This is a genomic window from Prochlorococcus sp. MIT 1342, from assembly GCF_047304495.1.
GTDB classification, from domain to species: Bacteria; Cyanobacteriota; Cyanobacteriia; order PCC-6307; family Cyanobiaceae; genus Prochlorococcus; species Prochlorococcus marinus_D.
In genome coordinates, this window is the sequence record NZ_CP138957.1 from 2,187,408 (window position 1) to 2,210,458 (window position 23,051).

At 55.1% G+C, this 23,051-nt stretch carries 24 protein-coding genes and 1 pseudogene; 16 read left to right on the forward strand and 9 right to left on the reverse strand.

The annotated features are described in order from the left end of the window. The first annotated feature begins 60 nt into the window (after positions 1–60). The 3 genes and pseudogenes from SIB79_RS11175 to SIB79_RS11185 all read left to right on the forward strand — a co-directional run bounded on the left by SIB79_RS11175 (position 61) and on the right by SIB79_RS11185 (position 1,906). Positions 61–767, forward strand: a pseudogene (locus tag SIB79_RS11175) (rubrerythrin family protein). A 75-nt stretch (positions 768–842) separates the two neighbouring features. Then, positions 843–1,370 carry an NADPH-dependent FMN reductase gene (locus tag SIB79_RS11180; RefSeq protein WP_063404535.1) on the forward strand — a complete coding sequence of 176 codons (528 nt, stop codon included), beginning with the start codon at positions 843–845 and terminating at the stop codon, positions 1,368–1,370. Positions 1,371–1,699: 329 nt separating this feature from the next. Continuing rightward, on the forward strand, positions 1,700–1,906 hold the full coding sequence (locus tag SIB79_RS11185; RefSeq protein WP_041385292.1) for a hypothetical protein: 207 nt from the start codon (positions 1,700–1,702) through the stop codon (positions 1,904–1,906). A gap of 4 nt (positions 1,907–1,910) precedes the next feature. Here SIB79_RS11185 and SIB79_RS11190 read toward each other — a convergent pair whose 3' ends face one another. The 4 genes from SIB79_RS11190 to SIB79_RS11205 all read right to left on the reverse strand — a co-directional run bounded on the left by SIB79_RS11190 (position 1,911) and on the right by SIB79_RS11205 (position 7,028). After that, positions 1,911–2,171, reverse strand: coding sequence for a hypothetical protein (locus SIB79_RS11190; RefSeq protein WP_063404533.1), 261 nt, complete (start codon positions 2,169–2,171; stop codon positions 1,911–1,913). 116 nt (positions 2,172–2,287) lie between these two features. Further along, entirely contained in the window at positions 2,288–5,236 is a 2,949-nt protein-coding gene (gene gcvP, locus SIB79_RS11195; RefSeq protein ID WP_063404531.1) for an aminomethyl-transferring glycine dehydrogenase, read from the reverse strand. Positions 5,237–5,307: 71 nt separating this feature from the next. Continuing rightward, positions 5,308–5,706 carry a glycine cleavage system protein GcvH gene (gene gcvH, locus SIB79_RS11200; RefSeq protein ID WP_063405342.1) on the reverse strand — a complete coding sequence of 133 codons (399 nt, stop codon included), beginning with the start codon at positions 5,704–5,706 and terminating at the stop codon, positions 5,308–5,310. A gap of 20 nt (positions 5,707–5,726) precedes the next feature. Beyond that, positions 5,727–7,028 (reverse strand): aminotransferase class I/II-fold pyridoxal phosphate-dependent enzyme, encoded by a 1,302-nt coding sequence (locus SIB79_RS11205; RefSeq protein ID WP_063404528.1) that lies wholly within the window; start codon positions 7,026–7,028, stop codon positions 5,727–5,729. A gap of 292 nt (positions 7,029–7,320) precedes the next feature. Here SIB79_RS11205 and SIB79_RS11210 point away from each other — a divergent pair, with 292 nt between their 5' ends. Then, the gene (locus SIB79_RS11210) at positions 7,321–8,241 is read left to right on the forward strand and encodes an acyl-CoA desaturase (RefSeq protein WP_063404526.1); all 921 of its coding nucleotides are present in this window, start codon (positions 7,321–7,323) and stop codon (positions 8,239–8,241) included. On the opposite strand, the gene SIB79_RS11215 is transcribed toward SIB79_RS11210, so the two are convergent. Next, entirely contained in the window at positions 8,220–8,972 is a 753-nt protein-coding gene (locus SIB79_RS11215) for a hypothetical protein (RefSeq protein WP_063398645.1), read from the reverse strand. The genes SIB79_RS11210 and SIB79_RS11215 overlap by 22 nt on opposite strands. A 51-nt stretch (positions 8,973–9,023) precedes the next feature. Between SIB79_RS11215 and SIB79_RS11220 the strand changes: the two genes are divergently transcribed. The 7 genes from SIB79_RS11220 (at position 9,024) to SIB79_RS11250 (ending at position 15,800) form a co-directional block, all read left to right on the forward strand. Next, entirely contained in the window at positions 9,024–9,956 is a 933-nt protein-coding gene (locus tag SIB79_RS11220) for an acyl-CoA desaturase (protein WP_063398644.1), read from the forward strand. A 43-nt stretch (positions 9,957–9,999) separates the two neighbouring features. Next, positions 10,000–10,458 (forward strand): 50S ribosomal protein L9, encoded by a 459-nt coding sequence (gene rplI / locus SIB79_RS11225; protein ID WP_011131539.1) that lies wholly within the window; start codon positions 10,000–10,002, stop codon positions 10,456–10,458. Between the two features lie 62 nt (positions 10,459–10,520). Next, on the forward strand, positions 10,521–11,939 hold the full coding sequence (gene dnaB, locus SIB79_RS11230; protein ID WP_011131540.1) for a replicative DNA helicase: 1,419 nt from the start codon (positions 10,521–10,523) through the stop codon (positions 11,937–11,939). 51 nt (positions 11,940–11,990) lie between these two features. After that, complete coding sequence (gene mnmG, locus SIB79_RS11235; RefSeq protein WP_063404524.1) at positions 11,991–13,952, forward strand: tRNA uridine-5-carboxymethylaminomethyl(34) synthesis enzyme MnmG; 1,962 nt, start codon at positions 11,991–11,993, stop codon at positions 13,950–13,952. Between the two features lie 25 nt (positions 13,953–13,977). Next, on the forward strand, positions 13,978–14,667 hold the full coding sequence (locus SIB79_RS11240) for a pilus assembly protein PilZ (RefSeq protein WP_236072696.1): 690 nt from the start codon (positions 13,978–13,980) through the stop codon (positions 14,665–14,667). Between the two features lie 17 nt (positions 14,668–14,684). After that, positions 14,685–15,263, forward strand: coding sequence for a chorismate lyase (locus SIB79_RS11245; RefSeq protein ID WP_169190004.1), 579 nt, complete (start codon positions 14,685–14,687; stop codon positions 15,261–15,263). Positions 15,264–15,350: 87 nt separating this feature from the next. Beyond that, positions 15,351–15,800 carry a hypothetical protein gene (locus tag SIB79_RS11250; RefSeq protein ID WP_063404520.1) on the forward strand — a complete coding sequence of 150 codons (450 nt, stop codon included), beginning with the start codon at positions 15,351–15,353 and terminating at the stop codon, positions 15,798–15,800. Between the two features lie 15 nt (positions 15,801–15,815). On the opposite strand, the gene SIB79_RS11255 is transcribed toward SIB79_RS11250, so the two are convergent. Next, positions 15,816–16,337: a hypothetical protein gene (locus SIB79_RS11255; RefSeq protein ID WP_063404518.1), complete on the reverse strand. Its 522-nt coding sequence runs from the start codon at positions 16,335–16,337 to the stop codon at positions 15,816–15,818. A gap of 105 nt (positions 16,338–16,442) precedes the next feature. After that, complete coding sequence (locus SIB79_RS11260; RefSeq protein ID WP_011131546.1) at positions 16,443–16,991, reverse strand: SprT family zinc-dependent metalloprotease; 549 nt, start codon at positions 16,989–16,991, stop codon at positions 16,443–16,445. Between the two features lie 121 nt (positions 16,992–17,112). On the opposite strand from SIB79_RS11260, the gene SIB79_RS11265 reads away from it, so the two are divergent. Genes SIB79_RS11265 through SIB79_RS11275 form a run of 3 tightly spaced genes read left to right on the forward strand, consistent with a single transcriptional unit; the run spans position 17,113 to position 19,866 of the window. Next, entirely contained in the window at positions 17,113–17,532 is a 420-nt protein-coding gene (locus SIB79_RS11265; RefSeq protein WP_063396619.1) for a hypothetical protein, read from the forward strand. Positions 17,533–17,556: 24 nt separating this feature from the next. Continuing rightward, entirely contained in the window at positions 17,557–19,647 is a 2,091-nt protein-coding gene (gene ligA, locus SIB79_RS11270; protein ID WP_063404516.1) for an NAD-dependent DNA ligase LigA, read from the forward strand. Positions 19,648–19,686: 39 nt separating this feature from the next. After that, the gene (locus tag SIB79_RS11275) at positions 19,687–19,866 is read left to right on the forward strand and encodes a hypothetical protein (protein WP_011131549.1); all 180 of its coding nucleotides are present in this window, start codon (positions 19,687–19,689) and stop codon (positions 19,864–19,866) included. Here the strand turns inward: SIB79_RS11275 and SIB79_RS11280 are convergent. After that, positions 19,842–20,498 carry a TVP38/TMEM64 family protein gene (locus tag SIB79_RS11280; RefSeq protein ID WP_236072729.1) on the reverse strand — a complete coding sequence of 219 codons (657 nt, stop codon included), beginning with the start codon at positions 20,496–20,498 and terminating at the stop codon, positions 19,842–19,844. The genes SIB79_RS11275 and SIB79_RS11280 overlap by 25 nt on opposite strands. 25 nt (positions 20,499–20,523) lie before the next feature. Here SIB79_RS11280 and SIB79_RS11285 point away from each other — a divergent pair, with 25 nt between their 5' ends. Together SIB79_RS11285 and SIB79_RS11290 are read left to right on the forward strand one after the other, a co-directional pair. Continuing rightward, positions 20,524–21,378, forward strand: a complete 855-nt coding sequence (locus SIB79_RS11285) for an FAD-binding protein (protein WP_063404514.1) — start codon at positions 20,524–20,526, stop codon at positions 21,376–21,378. Between the two features lie 33 nt (positions 21,379–21,411). Further along, complete coding sequence (locus tag SIB79_RS11290) at positions 21,412–22,224, forward strand: BBE domain-containing protein (RefSeq protein ID WP_063404512.1); 813 nt, start codon at positions 21,412–21,414, stop codon at positions 22,222–22,224. Between the two features lie 37 nt (positions 22,225–22,261). Here SIB79_RS11290 and SIB79_RS11295 read toward each other — a convergent pair whose 3' ends face one another. Then, the gene (locus SIB79_RS11295; RefSeq protein ID WP_063404510.1) at positions 22,262–23,050 is read right to left on the reverse strand and encodes an ABC transporter permease; all 789 of its coding nucleotides are present in this window, start codon (positions 23,048–23,050) and stop codon (positions 22,262–22,264) included. Position 23,051: the final 1 nt, after the last annotated feature.

A 23,051-nucleotide genomic window follows, 5' to 3' on the forward strand; every position in this document is an offset into this window, starting at 1 on the left:
CTCCTTCTAACTCATACTGATTATGAGTTAGGCTGCCAATTGTTGCGGATCCCTCCATTCATGAATCTCACCACCAACGCCAATCTTGAAGCGGCCTTTGGCGGCGAGAGCATGGCCAACGTAAATACCTCTTCTTTGCCGACGTTGCCAAAAAACTTGGCAACAATGAATTAGCCAAGCTTTTCCGCGACACTGCGGCCCAGGAAACCGAACACGCCTTCGCTCACTTCCGCTTGCTCCATCCTGAGCTATTAATCGAAGATCCTGCCGCACTCAACGCTGCTGACAAGCAGAAGATGCTCACCCGCTGCCTCGAGCTGGCCATTGAAGGTGAAACCTATGAGTACACCACCATGTACCCAGAGTTCGCTACTCAGGCCCGCCAGGACAGAGACAGCACTGCAGAAGCAGAATTCAACGAACAGATCGAAGAGTCTCAGCAACACGCGAACCTTTTTCGTCGTGCAGCCAGCAACTTCGGCTTTTTGGTGCCAATCGAGCAACATCATGCTGAGCGTTACGGCGTTGCCCTCAAAGCACTGGAAGGCAAGGGCGTCGTAAGCGAAGCGGATCAACCCGTAACTAGTAAATGGATCTGCAAAGTGTGCTCGATGATCTATGACCCGGCCATCGGCGATCCCGAGTCAGGCATCTCAGCAGGAACCGCATTTGAAGCAATCCCAGAAGATTGGGTCTGCCCCATCTGCGGCACCCGAAAAGCCAACTTCGTGCCTTACCGAGAAGCCGAACTCAAAGAAGCGGACTGAGATTGGCTGAGGTGCTGCAAAGCCGTGTACAAATTTGTTGCGTGAGCACAGCATCTGTTGAGTTAGACCAGGTTTATGGCTTTATCACCCCCCCCTGATCTGCTTGTCATCGCCGCTAGCAATGGCGAGAACCTAAAGCTAGCTCGTCGCATCGCCGCTCAAGCTGAACACCAGGGCCACAGAGCCAAGATTCTCGATCTCACAAGCTTGGGCCTGCCACTGTTCACGCCTGTGGCAAAGGAAGCTGGAATGCCAAACGGTGTCACCCCACTCCATCAACAGCTGATGGCGGCCTCGCACTGGGTGATCTGCGCGCCTGAATACAACGGCTCGATTCCACCTGCGTTCACAAGTGCCGTCGCCTGGCTCTCCGTAGAAGGAGATGACTTCCGCAGTTTGTTCAACGGCAGGCCAATCGCAATGGCAAGCTTTTCCGGCGGGGGCGGCATGGGCATGTCGATGAGCCTGCGCAGTCAACTCAGCCACCTCGGCGCTCAAGTGCTTGGACGGCAGCTGATGAGTAACCACGCCAAACCCGCCAAAGACGAATCCATTCGAGACTTAGTGCACCTGCTGATGCAGATGCAACCTCTCAAGCTTTGATCCATCCGAACCAATCACCTTGTTGCTCAAGCCTCGATCAGGATCTTCTCGCAGACCGCTCGAAGGCCTAGAACTGCGAAACAAACTAAATCTAGTGAACACTAGATATGGATTCATACAAAAGAAACTCTCTACAACTTTAAACGCAAAAAATCTGGTTTTGCTAACTTAAGAATGAGAGCAAAAGCCTGATCTGCCAGAAGCCTTGCCCTGTCTAGAAGCAACAAAAGCCAGACACAATCCCAATCATAAAGACAATCTAAAAAAGATTGGCACGCTAGATATTGTGGCTTGAAATGCACAAGTCATTGCATTCAGCCCTCGGCGCGATGGGATCTCAGCCTGGCCAAAACGCTGCTGTTCGATACCGCGGTTTTCTGCTCCTGCCACAGAGCAACCAAACATGGTTAGTTAGGCCTGAACGCAGTCCAATGCTTTTGTTGCCGTTCCGCACCCCAATCTGTTCCTTGACAGATGTCAAGTCGATGCTGGATTGGCGTCTCTCTCAACAATCAAAGTTGCTTGATGCTGCCTGATCAATTAGGCAGCATGAGGAGGAGGTGTGGGGTGTCCTTGAGATTGAAATGGCAGCACCAATGTTGCCCATCGCTCTGGACGCTCAGGTCGTTGACGGAGTGGCTGACGGACACCAAAAGGGACACGCACCACATTGGTTCCATCAACCGCCAAGGTATGTCCCTGCAGCAGAGCTGATTCCAATCCATCTGGAAGGGTAGGAAGAGTTACCCCAGCCCCCCTAGAGGACTGATCTACTTGGTTCAATGAAGTGTCGCTATCCATGCTGTCCCCCCAGCGATGGTGCAGATGCGGGACAGTATGGTCAAAACACTGCCACATGTGCTGAATTAAAAACCAAAAATTCGGTTTTCAGTGAAAAGTTACTGCCTTTAATCTGTTCACACCAGGGGAGGTTGAAGAACAGCGTTATCAGCAAGCTCCTCAACTGATGGGCAACTACACAGCAAATTGCGATCGCCATAGGCATTATCAATTCGCGAAACCGCAGGCCAAAACTTGCTTTGGCGCTGCTCAGCCAATGGGAAAGCAGCTTCGGCGCGGGAGTATGGACGATCCCAAACCTCTGCTGTGACAGCCGCCAAGGTGTGAGGTGCCCGTCGCAGCGGGTTGTTCTGAGGATCGATCTGGCCTGACTCAATCGCTGCCGTTTCTTCGCGTATAGCAATCATGGCGTCGCAGAAGCGGTTGAGCTCCTCCAAGCTCTCGCTCTCAGTGGGTTCCACCATCACAGTCCCTGCCACCGGCCAGCTCACGGTTGGGGCATGAAAGCCGTAGTCCATCAACCGCTTTGCAATGTCATCCACCTCCAAGCCTGCACTTCGCTTAAGTGGGCGCAGGTCGAGGATGCATTCATGGGCAACCAACCCTGCTTGACCCCGAAACAGCACCGGGTAATGAGGATGCAACCGATGGGCTAGGTAATTAGCAGATAACAGTGCAACGGCACTGGCCTGCCGCAATCCCTCCGCACCCATCATGCGCAGGTACATCCAGCTGATCGGCAGGATGCCTGCACTGCCCCATGGCGCAGCCGAAATTGCGCCGATTCCCTGCTCGCCGCCGCAGGCAGCGAGGGGATGACCTGGAAGGAAGGGCATCAAATGAGCAGACACCGCGATCGGACCAACCCCTGGTCCACCACCGCCATGGGGGATACAAAATGTTTTGTGCAGATTGATATGACAAACATCAGCGCCATAAGTCCCAGGACGACAAAAACCGATCTGCGCATTGAGATTGGCGCCATCGAGATACACCTGGCCACCGTGACCATGAACGAGCTCACAGATTTCACGAATCTGCGGTTCAAAGACACCATGGGTTGAGGGATAGGTGACCATCAGGGCTGCCAGCTGAGGAGCATGGGCCTCTGCCTTGCTAGCCAAATCATTGAGATCCACGTTCCCCTCTGCATCACAAGCCACAGGCACCACCCGCAAACCGGCCATCACGCACGTGGCTGGATTGGTGCCATGGGCACTGGTCGGAATCAGACAAACATCTCTCTGCTGCTCTCCGCGGGAATGATGCCAAGCGCGAATCACCAACAAGCCAGCTAATTCCCCCTGAGAGCCGGCATTCGGCTGCAAAGACACCCCGGCAAAGCCAGTAATTTCTGCAAACCAATGTTCCAGGTCCTGAACCAATCTCTGATAACCATCACACTGATCCTGAGGAGCAAAAGGATGCAGCGCCGCAAACTCCCTCCAACTAATGGGGATCAGTTCAGCTGCAGCATTGAGCTTCATCGTGCAACTGCCCAGGGGGATCATCCCGTGCACCAATGAAAGATCGCGGCCCACCAGTCGCTGGAGGTAACGAAGCAACTCGGTTTCGCTGCGATAGCGATGGAACACCTGCTGCTGCAGCCAAGGTCGCTGGCGCAACGGCAAGCCAACAAGCTCCTCAAGGTGAGGGTTTCCAGGGTCTTCGAGAACTGGCACAGGCTGACCTGCAGCCTCAGCCAAAATCTGGAGGATCGACTTCAGCTCCTGATCGGTGCTGAGCTCATCAAAACTAATTCCAAATCCATGGGCTGCCTCTGGAGCAACACCCAAAGGCAACACCCGCAGGTTGAATCCCGCCAAAGCGGCTGCCTGATGAACAGCAGGAGCTTCACGACAGATCACCTCAATCGTGTCAAAGCGAGCTATCGACTGGACTGGATAGCCCAACTGGTGCAATCCCCTCTCCAGTTGAGCCCGTAAAAGCAGGACTCGTCTAGCGATTGCAGCGAGCCCATCGGGTCCATGGTGCACTGCATAGAACGACGCCATCACAGCCAATAAGACCTGCGCCGTGCAGATATTGCTGGTGGCCTTGTCTCGGCGGATGTGTTGCTCCCGGGTCTGCAACGCCAATCGCAAAGCCGGTTGGCCCTCCGCATCCACAGACTGGCCGACTAGACGTCCGGGGACCTGGCGCTTGAAGATCTCAAGGGTGGCAAAAAAGGCGGCGTGAGGTCCCCCAAAGCCCATTGGCACCCCAAACCGTTGAACACTGCCAACAGCAATATCAGCTCCAAATTCAGCCACTGGAGCAAGCAAAACCTGAGCAAGAGGATCAATGGCAACAGTTGCCAGAGCCCCTACCTCATGAGCAGCCTGAATGGAGGTCGTGGGGTCCCAGAGCCTGCCGCTACGTCCAGGCAACTGAAGCAAAACACCAAAGACCTCAGCATCAAACTGAAAGGTCATCGGCTCGGCCACCTCGAGATCAATGCCCAGAGGTTCAGCCCGAGTTCTCAACACGGCAAGAGTCTGGGGAAGAACCTCCGCATCCACGAGAAAACGATGAGCCTCAGGGCGCTTGCAAATCGCAAAGCTGAGGCTCATCGCCTCAGCAGCTGCCGTTCCCTCATCAAGCAAGGAAGCATTGGCGATCGGCAACCCCGTGAGCTCACTGATCAGCGTCTGAAAGTTGAACAGAGCCTCAAGCCGTCCTTGAGAGATCTCAGCCTGATAAGGGGTGTAAGCGGTATACCAAGCAGGATTTTCAAGCACCTGTCGCTGAATCAACGCAGGCGTTGCTGTGCCGTAATAGCCAAGCCCAATTAAAGAACGCCTCACCCGATTGGCCGCCGCGATGAGACGCAGTTCCTCCATAGCCTGAACTTCACCACAGCCCTCAGGAAGGGAACTGCTGGGTGCAGTTGTCTCGAGAATGTCTGGAGGAACTACAGCAGCAACAAAGCTCTGAAGATCACGATGACCAAGCTCCAGCAGCATTTGCTGCTGGTCTTCAAAGCTGGGCCCAATGTGCCTCACCAAAAAAGGTGAAGACTGAATGCTTGAAGCCTCAACTGCACGCTGTTCAAGCAGGGTCAAGGGACATTCATCAACAAGATGGAAAGAAGTTTAGAAAATTTGGCCCAGAACCATCGCACTTCATCGGGTGATTAGTTGCTGGATTCGACAGCAACCTTGTTGGCATAGGTGGCTGCGTCCATCAGATCCTGCAATTCAGCTGGGTCCGACGGGCGAACCACGAGCAACCACCCCTCACCATGAGGATCATTTTGAAGTTCATCCGGGCTGGAAAGCACCGACTCATTAATCCGCACCAACTCACCGCTGATCGGAGCATGCAAATCCTCGACAGCTTTCACCGACTCAACGGACCCGAAAGTGGTGCCGCGATTCAGCCGATCGCCCACCTCCGGCAAATCCACAAACACAATGTCACCCAACTGATCAACAGCAAAGGCACTGATACCTATCCGCACCAATTCACCATCCAAACTGGCGTATTCATGGGTATCGGCAAACCGAAAGTGGTCGGGGAATTGGAAAGCCATCGAGCCTGGCGAGGCAAAGCTCACCCAGTCTGGGGTACATCCAGCAAACCGGCGCGAACCAAAGCCACCAAAGCTCGAATCAGTGCCAATTCCACATGAGTGCGATGGGTACCTCCCTGCACATAGAGGTTGTAAGGGGGGCGCAAGGGAGCATCTGCAGAAAACTCACTGGTGCTGCCGTCAATAAATGTTCCGCCCGCCATCACCAAATCGCTTGCATACCCAGGCATCGCTGCCGGCACAGGATCGAGATAGGCCCCAATAGGTGAACATGCCTGAAAGGCCCTGCAAACAACTTTCAAAACCTCAGGGTCTCCAAGTTGCACCGCCTGAATTAAATCGCTACGAAAGGCTCCCATCGAGGGCTTCACTGCAAAGCCCAAAGTGTCGAACACACCCGCGACCAAATCAGCTCCGATCAATGCCTCTGCCACCATTTGTGGAGCCAAGAACAGCCCCTGCAACACCAACCGATAAAGATCAAAGCCAGTGCCCCCCTGACTACCAATTCCTGGGGCAGTGAGCCGGCAGCAAGCCTGCTCGACCAAATCAGCCCGACCGGCGACATATCCACCAGTTGGAGCAATCGTGCCACCGAGATTTTTGATCAAAGAGCCCGCAATCAGATCAGCACCAACTGCTGGGGGCTCCAAATCCTCAACAAGCTCGCCATAGCAATTGTCGACAAAACAGACACATCCAGGCTGAGAGTTATGGATGCGATGACACAACTCGCCAATGGCTTTGATCGAAAGAGATGACCGCGAGCTGTAGCCACAGCTGCGCTGTATCAACACCATCCTTGTTGGCACCTCCAAGGCACGTTCCAAGGCTGAAATATCCACACATCCCTCGGCCGTGAGGGGCAGCTGGTCATAAGAGATCCCTAATTCGGTTAAAGACCCCTGGCCGGATCCACGCAGACCAATCACTTCTTCAAGTGTGTCGTAAGGCTCTCCGGTCACTGACACGAGTCGGTCACCAGGCCGAAGAACGCCAAACAACGCAGTCGCAATTGCATGGGTACCACTCACAAACTGGAGTCGAACAGCTGCTTTCTCAGCACCAAGTACCCTTGCAAATACACGATCAACCACCTCCCGAGCCTGATCTCCATGGCCATAACCGGTGATGGAAGCAAAGTGTTGCGTGGCGACTCGTTCGCTGCTGAAAGCCTCCAACACCTTCGCAAGGCGAACCGCTACGGCAGCCGTCCGCTCGCATGCGATCCCCTCAAGGCGCTTAGAGACAAAACCGACGTGCCGCCTGGCCCACGCCTGCACCAGCAGTTCATCAAAGCCAGCTGCGGGGAATGTCTTCAAAACAACCCGGGATCAGAATCAATCATCCCCATGCTGAATGCTCGTTGAACGTCAAACGAAATCGAAAGTGAAGAGCAAGAGCAGAACATTGCCAAAATCACAGTTCACCGAACCAAGTCAGCGCAAATCATTGGCAAAACTGCCATAGCTCAGCACGCATCAAGAAGATGCACAGCTGAGCTATGGCCCCTGGAAACAGTTCCATAGTTCCTTTAGATTTGAACATGTCTCGGCCCTTTCCGCTCCACTCGCCTTACAAGCCAAGCGGCCGACCCATCCAAAGGAGTACCTCTTGGTTTCCCCTCTTCCGGTCTCTTCAGCCACAAACCGTCAGCAACGTTTGTGGGCTGCTGTAAAGGCTCATCGTGAGCCACTACCAGCAAAACAACGTCGATTCAAATGGGGCACCACCAGTTTCATGCTGGCCATGCATGTAGCAGCAACCTTCGCACTGCTACCTCGCTTTTGGAGCTGGCAAGGGTTGGTCGCTTTTGCCGTTCTTTATTGGACCACTGTGCTCGGGGTGACCTTGGGATTACATCGACTGGTCGCTCATCGCAGCTTTGTCGTACCCGTTTGGCTGGAGAGGATTCTGGTGATCATGGCCACGCTTGCCTGCCAGAGTGGCCCCATCGAATGGGTGGCTCTGCATCGCCACCATCACCGCTACTCCGACCAAACCAATGACCACCACGACGCCGGCCGTGGCCTCTGGTGGGCCCACAGTGAATGGATGCTGCATGAGATTCCAGCGCTGGCTCACATGGACCGCTTTGCAGGAGATCTGCTAGCCGACCCTTTCTTCCGATGGCTTGATCGCTGGTTCCTGCTGCTACAGATCCCTCTCGGTCTTGGGCTCTACTGGTATGGAGAAGTCGCCCAGGTGCACGGTGGAGGACTTGGCCTAGTGCTCTGGGCCATCCCCCTGCGACTGGTGGTTGTGTACCACGTGACCTGGTTTGTGAACTCGGCGACCCATGCATTTGGCTACCGCAACTTCGACAGCCCAGACCTCTCTCGCAACTGCTGGTGGGTGGCGGTGCTGTCCTTCGGCGAGGGTTGGCACAACAATCACCATGCTTATCCCTCCAGCGCCCGTCATGGCCTGCGATGGTTTGAATTCGACATCACCTGGCAACACGTGAAGGCGTTGCGGCGTCTTGGCCTGGCTCGTCGAGTCCAGCAAGCCCGCTATGTTTCCGGGGCTTCCTGAGCAACCAACAACTCTGAGCGGGCCCTGAGATCATCCAAAAACCCCTCTGCTCCCTGTCTGTTTACTCCACCCAAGGCCACCTGAGTTGCGTGCAGATCAAGCAATTCGCCATCGAGCTCCTCAGAGTTGTAATCCCTCAAACCAGCCATCACCTCCGCAAAACGTTCTCTGCGCTGCGCCTTAGTGACTGGATAAGCCTCCATCACCTTGTCCCGGCATTGACGCCACGATTTTCCATTGCATAGACAATCAGCCAAAGCAGCACTAAGAGCTGCGGCCTCATCTTCTTCAATTCGCCAATCAAAGCCAGCAGGTAAGGCAGCAAGACCTACAAAAATCTCAAACAGAGCGCCAGCGCCGAGTGGCTCACCATCTGCTCCTTCCAGAGGAAGAGAACTTTCCGAAAGCACCTTGAGTAAGTCGGGATGCCCCTCAACCAAGCGATCACGAATCGGCTCTAGACCGGCATGGAGGATGGCGTTGGCTTGACCCAATGCCAGAAACACTTCGGGGCCTGGTGAAGCGAGTTTGCCGTTGCGCAGATTAGAGATCTGCGAATTGTGCACCCGGCCGAGATCAAGGCATTCAGCCAGAGCCGGCAAGACCTTATGTGACCAACCATTGCGCTCATGCCAGACATGAATGAGATGAGCCATGGCCCGCCGCCCATCATCCAAGCGCTCGCGATAGCCCCTGGTCGCCGAATCAGATTCAACATCAGGCTTAGTCACTGGATAAGGATCCGTATCATGTATAGTTTATGCACATTCGATAGATCGCTCATGGCCTCCAGAGTGATACCTACGCCTTCAACGATAAGCAGGCCTGCAGCTTCGCATAAGGCCTCAAGCCTTTCTACAAAACTTCAGCGCTCCTACACAAGCCAGGCCATTTGCCCACCTAAAGAATCAAGACGCTGGGGAACGATCGGATTCATGATCGCCATTCATGCCCTATCCATCCTGGCCCTGTTGCCCCGTTTCTGGAGCTGGCAAGCGATCACAACCCTTCTCGTCCTCTACTGGGTCACGGCCTGCCTCGGCGTGACGATCGGCTACCACCGTCTGCTCTCACACCGATCGTTCCGAGTACCCCACTGGCTGGAGCGCTTCTTTGCCACCTGCGGAACCTTGAGCTGCCAACACGGTCCAATCGACTGGGTAGGACTCCATCGCCACCATCACAAGTTTTCCGATACTGATCCCGACCACCACAACAGTCATAAGGGCTTCTGGTGGAGCCACATGGGCTGGATGTTTGAACCCATTCCAGCCATGCGGGTCGTGCCACGCCTCACTGTTGACCTGGCAGCGGATCCCTATTACCGCTGGCTTAACAAGTACTTTCTACTGTTGCAGCTCCCTCTAGCCGGTTTGCTCTTCTGGATCGGCAGCGTCAGTGGAGCCGGTGGGTGGGCCCTCGTGCTGTGGGGTATCCCCTTGCGCCTAACGATCGTGTATCACATCACCTGGCTGGTCAATTCCGCCAGTCACTGCTGGGGGACTGTGGCCTTCGACAGCGGTGACAACTCCCGCAACAACCCTTGGGTAGCAGCTCTTACTTTTGGCGAAGGTTGGCACAACAACCACCACGCCTTCCCGCACTCCGCCATTCATGGACTCCAGCGCGGTCAGATCGACCTCACCTGGCAGCACATCCGCCTCATGCGAGCCCTAGGCTTGGCTCGCAAGATCCGGCTACCGATCACATCGTAAGGTTGTCGATCGCTCAACAGTCGTCGTCCGTCTTCTTATCGCCATGGCCAAGCGCGTACAAGTCGTCCTGAACGAAGACGTCCTCAGCCTCGGCAAGGACGGCGACCTAGTTGAGGTTGCTCCTGGTTATGCCCGCAACTTCCTGCTTCCCTTCGGCAAGGCTGTCCCTGTGACCCCAGCCGTGATGAAACAAGTCGGTCACCGACGTGCCAAGCAGGCCGAACATCAGGCGGCAATCAAGCAGGAAGCCCTGGACTTCCAAACCGCGCTGGTCACAATCGGGCGTTTCACCGTTAAAAAGCAAACCGGCGAAGACGACGTCTTGTTCGGCACAGTCACCAATGGTGATGTCGCTGAAGCAATCGAAACAGCCACAAAGAAGGAGATCGACCGACGCAATATCATCGTTCCGGAAATTCACCGAACCGGTAGCTACAAGGTGCAAGTGAAACTGCACAATGAAGTCAACGCCGAAATCAACCTCGAAGTCGTCAGCTACTGATTGCTGGCAAGGCTTACAAAACAAGCCAAAGTAGGTCTCCTTATAACGTCAGCTCCTCATCCATGGTGAGCGCCCCCCTGCCAAACAACGGCGATACCGCCGCAGAGGGGTCCCGTCCCTTCAGGAAAGCCTCTTCTACATCTCGAGAACCGAGCTTTGAAGCCCTGCCAGACTCCGTGCCTCCTCAAAATCTGGAGGCAGAGGAAGCTGTTCTAGGAGGCATCCTTCTTGATCCTGATGCCATCGGCAGAGTGGTCGATGTGCTCCAACCTGAGGCTTTTTATCTCAACGCCCATCGAGAGATCTTCCGCACAGCCCTGATGCTTCACAGCCAGGGCAAACCCACCGACCTCACAGCAATGAGCGCCTGGTTGGCCGACACAGGGTCCCTGGAGAAGGTAGGTGGCAGCAACCGTCTGATCGAACTTGTAGAGCGCGTCGCCTCCACTGCATCAATCGAGCAAGTGGCCCGTTTGGTGATGGACAAATTCCTACGGCGACAGTTGATTCGCTCAGGCAACGAAGTGATTCAACTCGGCTTTGACCAGGGCCTACCGATGGAACAGGTTCTCGACAAAGCAGAACAAACAATTTTTGCGATCAGCCAGGAAAAGCCATCCAAAGGTCTCACCCCCACAGCAGAAATCCTTACCAGCACCTTCAACGAGATCGAAAGCCGCTCACTAGGTACGTCCGTCGCAGGCATCCCTGTGAACTTCTACGACCTCGATGCCATGACCCAGGGTCTGCAGCGCAGTGACCTGATCATCGTGGCTGGCCGCCCAGCCATGGGCAAAACCTCCATGGTGCTCAATCTGACCAAAAACGTTGCTCAACTCCACAACCTGCCTGTGTGCTTGTTCAGCCTGGAGATGAGCAAGGAACAACTCACCTATCGCCTCCTTTCAATGGAGGTTGGCATTGAGAGCAGTCGACTGAGAACAGGCCGTTTACGACAGGAGGAGTGGCCTCTTCTGGGCCAGGGCATCAACACCCTTGGCCAGCTGCCGATCTACATCGATGACAAACCCAATTCAGGCGTCCTGGAGATGCGTTCTCTCTCCAGGCGGCTCATGGCCGAACAAGGCAAAGAACTCGGACTCATCGTGATCGACTACCTACAACTGATGGAGGGCTCCACGCCTGATAACCGTGTTCAGGAACTCTCCCGGATTACCCGCGGCCTTAAGGGCATGGCCAGGGAACTGAACGTACCTGTGATTGCCTTATCACAGCTCAGCCGTGGGGTGGAATCCCGCACCAACAAACGCCCAATGCTCAGCGACCTGCGCGAGTCAGGCTCAATCGAACAGGACGCTGACCTGGTGCTGATGATCTACCGCGACGAGTACTACAACCCAGAAACCCCCGACCGCGGCATCACCGAAGTCATCGTGACCAAGCACCGCAACGGCCCTGTCGGCACAGTAAAACTACTGTTCGAGCCCCAATTCACACGGTTCCGCAACCTGGCGGCCTAAAGCAGCAATACATTGATGATTTCTACTGTTCTCTAGAACGTCACGGGCCCCATGCCCTTCAGTGCTCCCCCAACCGAACACTTCGACGTCATCATCGTCGGCGGTGGGCACGCCGGTTGTGAAGCCGCTATTACGGCAGCGCGCTTAGGCCTAAGTACAGCTTTATTCACCCTCAACCTCGATCGGATTGCCTGGCAACCGTGTAATCCCGCAGTGGGAGGGCCAGCCAAGAGTCAACTCGTGCATGAAGTCGATGCCCTTGGGGGGGTCATCGGACGCCTTGCCGATGCGACGGCGCTGCAAAAACGTGTGCTGAATGCAAGCCGCGGCCCTGCGGTCTGGGCCTTACGCGCCCAGACCGACAAACGCCTCTATTCACGCCAAATGCTGCAGTTGCTTCAACAAACAGCCAACCTCTCTCTAAGAGAAGCAATGGTGACTGGCCTCGAAGTCAAAGGTGATCCATCGGGTGGCGGGGAGCACTGGGAGCCAGCTCAAGGACATGCAGCACAAATCACAGGCGTACGGACCTATTTCGGCAGTATTTATCGGGCCCAAGCCGTCGTGCTAACCACCGGCACGTTCCTTGGTGGTCAGATCTGGATTGGCAATCAATCCATGCCGGCAGGTCGTGCCGGCGAGCAAGCCGCAGAAGGGCTCACCGAAGCCCTCGAGTCACTTGGCTTCCAAACCAATCGCCTCAAGACAGGCACTCCGGCCAGAGTCGATCGACGCAGCATTGCTCTCGATCAACTGGAAGAGCAACCCAGCGATGCCGCTGATCGCTTCTTCTCCTTCGACCCAACCGCCTGGGTTAGCGGTGAACAGATGAGCTGCCACATCACCCGCACCACCGCATCAACCCATCAACTGATCAAAGAGAACCTCGAACTAACGCCTATCTATGGAGGCTTTCTCGACAGCAAAGGGCCGCGTTACTGCCCATCAATCGAAGACAAGATCGTCCGTTTTGCTGACAAAGACTCTCACCAGATTTTTCTCGAACCGGAAGGTCGCGACACGCCAGAAATTTATGTGCAGGGATTCTCCACCGGACTACCTGAGCGGTTGCAACTCGACTTGCTACGCACCCTGCCAGGACTTGAACAATGCGTCATGCTGCGGCCTGCCTATGCAGTCGATTACGACTACCTTCCCGCCACACAGCTCAGTCCTTCATTGCAAACCAAACGCGTCAAAGGGCTTTTCACTGCTGGGCAACTGAATGGCACAACCGGCTATGAAGAAGCCGCCGCCCAAGGGCTGGTTGCCGGTCTCAATGCAGCCCGTCTCGTCCAAGGCCAAGAGCAAGTGCAATTTCCGCGCGAGGGCAGCTATATCGGCACAATGATCGACGATCTTGTCAGCAAGGATCTACACGAGCCGTACCGGGTGCTCACCAGTCGAAGCGAATACCGCCTGATTTTGCGGGGCGACAACGCAGACCGACGCCTCACGCCTCTGGGCTATCAGCTAGGCCTGATTGATGCACGCCGTTGGCAGCTGTTTCAACACAAACAAACCGCTCTAGAGGATGAAAAACAACGACTCGAAAAGCAGCGACTCAAAGCTAGCGATCCAGCCGCACCGGCCCTCGAGGCCAAAACAGGCGCAACAATCAAAGGGTCCATAACTCTGGCCGATCTGCTCCGACGTCCTGGCGTGCGTAGTGCTGATCTGATCGAGCATGGCCTAGTCGATCCAGAGCTTGCCCTAGGCGTAAGAGAAGGAGCAGAAATTGATATCAAGTACAGCGGTTACCTACAACGGCAGCAACAACAAATTGATCAATTGAAGCGGCAGAGCCAAAGACGCCTACCTGCAAATCTCGACTACGCCAACATCAGCACCCTCTCTAAGGAAGCCCGCGAAAAACTAACCGCTGTAGGGCCACTCAATTTCGCTCAGGCCAGCCAGATTCCCGGTGTTAGCAAGGCAGATCTCACCGCCCTGTTGGTCTGGCTGGAACTGCAGAAGCGTCGAACCCTCGCCGCCTCTGGTCACGATCGATAACGTTGGATGTCATTGGAAACGAACGGTGCCCTCTCAGCTCACCACCTCGCGGGCCTACTGGAACCTACGAGCTGAACAGGTGATGGACCGCATCTTCCGCGCGCAAGACAATCATCTGACCTCTGCCAGGGTGCATGTCCACGAATCACTCAGGGCGAAGCCACCTCAGTGGCAAACTCTTACTCTTACTCTTACTGGTCTTGCCACTGCGGGGCTAATCAGCAGTGTCTGGCTAGCTCACAATTGGCAGGCCTCCCAAGCCCAGCTTGACCGAGAACGAAATTTGCTAGTCATGGAGCGGCTCAGAAAGTTACCCGCCGCATCTCGAACGACCAGCGAAGAACCCAGCAACAGCTCAAGCATTAACGCCCAAAACACAAACGCTGAGCTGGCAGTCCTTCCCCAAACCCCGCTTGATCCTGATTGGGTCCAAAGCTTGGAGCCTGTCATCGTTCCCATCCGCGAAGAAACGTTCTCCAGCCACTCAAGTCACTTGCAGGACAATGCAAGCGAAGTCCCCGTACTTGTAGGTGTCGTACATGGCCCTAAAGGCAGCAGCTCAGCAATCTTTCAGCTGAAGCAAACCTCCACCTCCGCAAAACCCGGAGAGAGCATCGGTAGCAGCAACTGGCGCTTGGACTCTGTCAACGCCAATGGTGCCGTCATCAAAAATCAAGGTCAGCAACGTCAGCTCAACATTGGAGGCGCCTTCTGAACCAGACACCCTCAGGACTGATCTCACCAGCACGGGTCTGGGACGCCCCTAGCAAGGCAGTGCTCTCTGGTGAAGGCCCCTGGCAACTGCCCGGACCCTGGCGATTGATGCTGCTTGGGGATGGCAGCCCAACCCGCCACCTGAGACTGCTCACAGGCCATGAAGTGCAAGTCAACCTCATTGCCATGCAACCGGAACCCAATCCTGATGCAACAGCCCCGCAGGAAGTTCGCGAACTCAAACCACCTTTACTAAGGCGCCAGGTGTGGTTGATCTGCGACTCCCATACCCTGGCCTGGGCAGAAAGCTGGTGGAATTTCGATGAAGCCGAAAAGCATCTCCACAATCGCAATCAACCCATCTGGGACAGTCTCACAAAAGGCCGTTCCGAACTGTTTCGTGAAGTCGACGGACTAGGCCTTGTCGCTGCCGATTGGCTCGAATCCGCATTCGGCCAAACAGGGCCATTTTGGAGCCGTCATTATCGCTTCTTTCGCCAAGAGCGTGAACTAACAGTGATCCGAGAAGTTTTCAGCCCTGAGCTCGAGAAATGGCTCGGACCCACTCCACGACAAGAGCTTCAACTCTGTTCATGACCAGAGCTCTCGATTTGTCGATTTTTAACTTGACAACTTGCCAACTCTTGTGCTTTCGGGAAGATTATTCAAGCGGTTCCCCTCTCCATGGCACCCTCCCCAAGCTGGCTGAGCCTCACTGATCTGGGACGCATCTACGGCATCTCAGCAATCAATTGCGGCCGAGCTCTACAACTGCAAGGCTTGCGCGATCGACATGGACGACCAACTCCAGGAGCCCTTGAGACTGGTGCAGCCCATAAGCACGGTCCACAAACCCCTCCACGCACAGCTCTCTGGAACGCCAAAATCTGCAAAGGCTTGCTTGAGAAAAGCGGCTACCAACCCATCAACCGAACACTTCAGGTGGAGCAATGGGCCGAACTACTTGAGGCCCTTGAAGAGGGATCGCCCTCCATCAATGCAACAGCAGAGCAAATGGCTGAAGACCTACCTGAAGAAATGGTAGGTGACGTCAATGATCAACTCGCACTGCGAGGCTGCCATTTTCGCGTAGCGCACAAACCACATCAGGCATCTTTGAGCGCTGCAGCCTGATTGAATCGCGCAGGCTCAATCTCGCCGACGACTGGAACGCGGCAAAGGTCTCCGCTCCAGCGGTCGCTTCAATGATTCTGATGCGCTTCGGTTTGAAACGGCCTCAGGATTAAGCCGCTCTGATGGGCGACGCTGCCAACGATCAACCTGGAAGGTGGACTCATCGGGCCAGTCATCCTCATGAGGCACAACCTCACTGCGAGAAGACGCAGGTTGAATCAAAGGGGGAACACGGCGAGAGATCGCTTCCAGTGGTCGCTTCACTCGCATTTCAGTGGACTGAGGCTCAGACTGCCAAGGCTCCAACCAACCATCGTCCTCTTCCTCTTCCAACAACCATTCAAGCTTGTCACCCACCCAGCGACCAACCGTTCCCAAGCTCGCAGCGGAACGACGGTCTGTACGACCAGATCCACGCTGTCCAGGGCGGGTGCCGGCCACACCATCAACCAACTGACGACCTGTCTCAAGCCACTGATCCAAACGTCGATCCAAGGGATCCCTGGACCTTTGGCGACGTTGACGACGTGTATCCATGAATCGACGTTACCGGCGCCGCCGGTGCAACCACTGCTCCCGTTGCCAACCGATTAGGGCAATCGAGACCCCACTGACCTGAAGCACCCAGAAAAACATGTCCACTCAGGCCTCCGGTAACGCAGGTTCATAGACGAACACACAGCTGGCATGCCAGCTACCCCCATAGTGACGGTCGCAACATTGCCGACAAGCAGCGCGATGAACACGTCGCTGATAAGGAGAACGAAGACCACAGCGAGGGCAAACCGCCCACCAGCGCGGCGGCGTTTGAGGCACGGGAAACTGATGGCGCACACTCACCTGAAACTGGTTCTGGGCAGCGTTAATGGCGGCCATCCGGGCATGAAAGTTGGGGCCATGACTCTCCTTAACCTGCAGTACAAGATCAATCCAGGCATGGATCATTTCGTGGCAAAGAGTGCTTTCAGTGGCGGTCTGAGGCAGAAGCTCCAGCAACGGACGAGAAAGAACAATCTCGCAGCTGTTGCGGCCGTCAACCCTTAAGCCACGACGATAAAAACCTGCTGTCTTGCGCAATCGACCATCACTCCACCGCACAGACAGAAGAGGCTGAGATCCAATCGCTAGGGCGCCATTGAAATATTCCCTATTGAAGCGATGAAACAGCGGCAGCAGAGGCACCAGAGGCATTAATGCGCGTGGGGTAGGCCCTTAAATCAAGCTTTGACAGTCTGCCCACTTCACACAATCGCTGAAGAGCCATATTTCTGAAGTCGGTCAGTCAGACTCTCTTGTCAATTGCATCAAGATGATGGATCTAGCCCTGGCACGGGACATTGGGACCAAAGCCCTACTAGCTGGCGCTGGAGCCCTACTGCTCTACTGGACCATCACGGCCGTCAGGCTGGTCTTCAGTGCAAGGGGCATCAACCCCTTGGTCAAGCAGTTCTTCACTCAGGTCGCGGCAGGTCGGATTGATGCTGCCTACCTACTCACCACCAAGACCTATCGGCAGCACGTCAACAGACAACAATTCATCCGCTTCCTGGCCAGTCTGAAACTCAACCGATATCGCAACCTCAAATCCGGTCGACCTAGGCTCCAAGAAGGTCAGGTCATCCTCACTATCAAACTCAAATCTGATGGCAAAGATGAATTAAAAATGGATTTCACATTCAGCAAGATTGACGATTCATGGCGAGTCGATCGCATTGTGCCCCTCAATTCATGACCAATCGTTCTTAAGACAGCTGCGGTGACCCCGACGTCGATAACACCCCCAGAGCGGGCAGCCGAACTACGCCAACTACTCAATCAGGCCGCCCACTCTTACTACGTACTTGATACACCAACGATGGAGGATGCCGTCTACGACCGCCTCTATCGCGAGCTACTGAACCTAGAAGCTAAAGATTCATCGCTACTCACCCCAGACAGCCCCACCCAAAGGATTGGTGGAGCCCCTGCTCAAGGCTTTGCAAGTGTTCAGCATCGCATCCCATTACTCAGCCTCGACAATGCTTTCAATGTTGACGAACTAACGGGCTGGTACGTCCGACTCGCCAAGCTGCTTGGTCATCAAACCAACCCTAAAACGCCTCAACCTGATCTATCGATGGTGGGCGAACTGAAAATCGATGGCAACGCGCTAGCCCTCAGCTACGAACACGGCGTACTCATACGCGCAGCCACCCGCGGTGATGGCGCTAATGGAGAGGAGATCACAGCCAACGTCCGCACCATTGCCTCCATTCCGCTGCGATTACAACTCGTGCATCCTCCAGCCTGGCTGGAAGTGCGAGGAGAAGCGTTTATCCCGAATAGCACCTTTGCAGACATCAACACTGCCCGAGGAAAACGGGGCGACGTAGCCTTTGCCAACCCCCGCAATGCCTGTGCCGGCACGTTGCGTCAACTAGATCCCAAGGTGGTGGCCTCACGTCAGCTGGACTTCTTTGCCTACACCCTGCATCTACCAGACAACTGGCAAGCGAAAGCTCATGATCCAGCCAGACCCATGAACCAATGGGCAGCATTGCAATGGCTCCAGGCCATCGGCTTCAAAGTGAATCCAAACACCGCGTTGCTTGCGGATTTAACTGCGGTAGAAAACTTCTTCAAGCTCTGGGATGAGGATCGCCATCAACTTCCATACGCCACCGACGGAGTAGTCGTAAAGCTCAACGACTTACAACTACAAGAAACCGCAGGCTTTACTCAAAAGGCCCCACGTTGGGCGATTGCACTCAAATACGCCGCTGAAGAAGCCCCAAGCAAATTGCTAAGACTCACCTGCCAGGTGGGACGCACAGGCGCCGTAACACCTGTGGCTGAATTCGAAGCAATACCACTAGCGGGTACAAGTGTGAGCCGCGCCACACTGCACAACGCCAATCGGGTCAGCGAGCTCGATCTCCATAGCGGCGACACCATCGTGGTGCGCAAGGCCGGCGAAATCATCCCGGAAGTGATAGGTGTGTTGAGAGAACTACGACCTGCAGGAGCACAGACACTCAAGCTGCCTCATATCTGTCCGGAATGCCGATCAGACCTAGTGCGGGAAGAAGACGAAGCAGTAACACGCTGTGTCAACAGCAGCTGCCCAGCGATCCTGCGCGGAACACTACGTCACTGGGTCAGCAAAGGAGCTCTGGATGTAGATGGCCTCGGCAGCAAGCTGATCGAACAGCTGGTAAATCGCGGTCTAGTGCAATCGATTGCTGACCTCTATGCCCTCGAGGCAAGCCTTCTGGCAAGCATGGATCGTATGGGCAGTAAATCAACAGCAAACCTGATAACCGCCCTGCAAGCCTCCAAAAGCAAGCCCTGGCATAAGCAGCTCTACGGCCTAGGCATCCACCACGTCGGCGAAGTCAACGCTAAAGCCCTAGCTAAAAAGTTCCCCAGCGCCGCCACACTGGCCAACGCCGCCTGCAAGGCACCCGAACAAATCACGTCAGTGTTCGGAGTCGGCAACGAAATTGCGCAGTCACTACAACAATGGTTTGCCACCCCCGCCAATCAACAGCTTCTGGCCAAGTTGAAACAGCTAGGCATCTCCCTGGAAGCCAATGAAGACGAGCTCGCTCACGACACAGATCAAAACCAAAGAACGGTCAGCTTGGAGGGCCAAACCTTTGTATTAACAGGCACTCTGCCAACCCTGAGCCGCAGCGAAGCCCAAGCCCTGATCGAAGCCGCCGGTGGCAAAGTCAATAGCTCTGTCAGCAAAAACACCAGTTATGTGGTGGCTGGAGTTGAAGCGGGCAGCAAGCTGAACAAGGCCGAGAAACTTGAAGTCACGGTCCTTAACCAGGAGGAGCTGCTCAAACTTTTGGCCAGCTGAAGTTCTCCATCCCTAGGCTTTGAATCACTGCATAAGAGCATGAGCCAAGCCAACATCAACACCTGGATCAAAACAGCCTGCGGACGTGCCAAATATGCAGATCTGGCTCAACGCACTGGGGTGCTTGCACGCCTCCGGCTGAGCTGGTTCGTGTTCTTTGCCGCCCTAAAAGACTGGCAGCTAGACAACCCAGATCAACTGGATGGCTCGGAATCCTGAAGAGCTCGCTTGGCTGCAAGGCCTACCAGCCATACCACCACAACCGTGGCCAACACCCCAACAATCCTGAGAGTCCAGGTGGCCGGGTCAGCCTGGCCAGAGAGGACATCGCCAAATCGCGCCACATCTCCAGCCAGTGCACCAAAACCACAAAACAAAACAGTGCCGGGAAGAATGCCGATCAAACCGATCGAATAGTCCCGCAGGCTCACCTCACTGAGGCCATATGCCAGGTTGAGCACACTAAAAGGGAACGCCGGAGACAGGCGGGTTAAGAGCACCAACTTGAGCCCCTCACGACTCACGGCCTTCTCAACAGCCTGCAGTTTTGGCACAACTGCCAAGCGACGTCGAGCCCAATTCCTTAGCCAGTAACGTCCAAGCAGAAAGGATGCCTCTGCACCCAGGCAGGCGCCGACAAACACCAGCAAACTTCCTAACCCAGTCCCGAAGAGCGCACCTGCAAGCATCGAGGCCCAGACCCCTGGCAGCAACAAGGTGACCCAAACTGCATAGAGAGGCACAAATAGAACTGCACCAATAGGTGTCTGCAAGAAAGGCAGCCAAGACTCCAACCAAGTCCCTGGATCAATCAACACAAGCAATCTGCATGCAACACCAATACCTCTCATACTCAAGATTCATGCTGAGTTGGCGATGCGTCGGCGCAAACTTCTGCAGCAAGCCTCGTTGGCCACTCTCTCCGCCCTAGGCCTACCAGCACTTTGGCGACAAGCCAAAGCTACAAACACAACAGCAGCCATCAAGGAGTTACAACGACGCCTCGGCACTCGTCTGATCAGGCCCAAACTTCCCTGGGCAAACCTACTAGCGAAAACCCCAGTCCCCGTGGAACTCAAAAATCCCTGGGCACTGAGCAGCCAAGCTGGTGGCACTCAATCAACCGGCATGGTGGGCGCCTGGACTGCCCAAGCCAGTCATAACGCTGTGCGTGTTGGCAGCAAAGCAGACGTTGCCACTGCTGTAGATGTGGCCCGACTCCACAACTTGCGCTTAGTGATTAAAGGCATGGGTGGCGATTACTTCGGACGCTCGAGCGGACCGCCAAACTCCCTGCTGATCTGGACCCATGACCTCAACGCAATCACAACACATCAAAGCTTCACCCCAGAAGGTGCTCCTGCTTCTCAGCCACCAGTCACTGCCCTCACCGTCAGCGCTGGCAATGCCTGGCTCCACGCCTATCAAGCAGCAACTGCCGCCGGGCTCTATGTGCAGGGCGGAGGGTGCACAACCGTAGGAGCATGTGGAGGCTTTAGCCAAGGAGGTGGCTTTGGTAGCTACTCCAAACGCTTTGGCAGTGGAGCCGCCGGTGTGCTGCAAATGGAGGTCGTAACCGCCGATGGTCAGTTGCGTAACGTCAACGCCTTCCAAGAACCAGACCTCTGCTGGGCCCTAAAAGGTGGAGGTGGTGGCACCTACGGAGTCGTAGTCAGCCAAACTTTGCTCGCCCATCCGATACCTCGACTCGATGGCTGGATCTCCGGCTAGATAGAAGCAAGCGACGATGGCGCCCTTGAAGAGTTGCTGACGAATTACCTAGAACTGGTTCAAAAGGTCCTGATCAATCCCAACTGGGGAGAAGGTGTCGTGATTGAGCCAGGCCAAAGACGTCTACAGATCATGACGTCATTTATCGACCTCGAGGCCAACGAAGCTGAAGCCATCTGGACACCCTTACTAAAGCAATTGAAAAGCAAACCACATGCCTTCGACGTTCAAGTCAATTTCCATGCCGTGCCGTTTGAGAACAAATGGCGACCTCAAGCAGATACTGTGCATTGGAATCGCCTAGATGGGGCACCATCAGGACAATTCTGGTGGAAAGGAAACCAAAATGAAGTAGGTGCTTACTGGGGTGGCGACCAGGGCCGAGGTGTACCCATGAGTGCTCTAGAAGGCGAATCACTACACCGATTAGCGAAAGCATTCGTAAGCGCAAGCCGCACCAGTTTCTTACTGTTCCAGACCAGCAAAGGCCTAGCTGGAATCTCTCCGGAAGCTGAATCCCGTCAGCGACAAACGTCAATGAACCCGGCTGTACTCAATGATGCCGGCTACGTCACACTCGCAAATAGGACGCAATACCGCTACCCGAGCATCAGCGGCCATCAGCCAAACCCAAGAGAAAGCCTCAAGCAACAACAGGATGTGGATCGTGCCATGGCCTTCATTCGCGCCGCCACCCCTGGCGGCGCGAATGAAGGGAATTTCTTCGAACCAAACTGGAAGCAGGAGTTCTGGGGCCCGAACTACGAGCGCCTTCTGCGTATCAAGCGACGTTACGACCCAACCAATCTTTTCCGAGTACACCATGGGGTCGGAAGCGACACCTAAATCCAAGCCTCAAACCAATGCCCACCGGCAAGACACATCAACTCGAAGCAGATGTGTAATAGCGCAAAGCGAACAACCAAAAAGCCCGGCTTCCAACAAAAAAAATCACAGCCAAAAACATTCCCAAAGCCAACATCGGCATGGCCGCACGACCAAGAATGACCTCTGCTGGAACCGTGGTCAAAAAAGCAACCGGTAACACCAACGTGAACACCAAGCGCAGAGTCGGTGGATAAGCACTCACTGGGAACCGACCGGAAGCCAGCACGGCCCGTAGCACTTCAGTGGCATTCCAGGTCTTCACGAACCAGATGCTCGTGGCAGCAATCACAAACCACAGGGCATAGAGAATCACACCGCCTACACAAAGCATCAAAACAGCGCCCAATACTGTGCCAAGGCTGAAAGATGCGCCTGCCCGGGATGCAGCCCAGACGATCAAAACCAACCCCAACCCCATTTCCGGAAGGCCCGCCGGCGCCATGATGCGTAGCGAGACCCAAAACTGGCTGTCGATCGGCTTCAACAGCACAAAATCCAAAGTGCCCTCACGCACGTGGGTGACAATCTCACCGAGGTTTGGTCGTAGCCAGGTGCTGGAAACACCATCCAAAAAGGTGTAAATGCCCTGAACCACAAGGGCAGCTTCCCAACTCCAACCACCCAGATCTCGCCCCTGTCCAAAGAACACAGACAGCACAAAGATGCTGCCAGCCAAACTGCCGACCATGGCCAGCAAATCGATCAGCATGTTGGCCTGATACTCCAACTGCCCAGCCAATGCCGTGCCCCAAAAACGCTTCAAGCTGAGCAAGTAGCGCCCCATC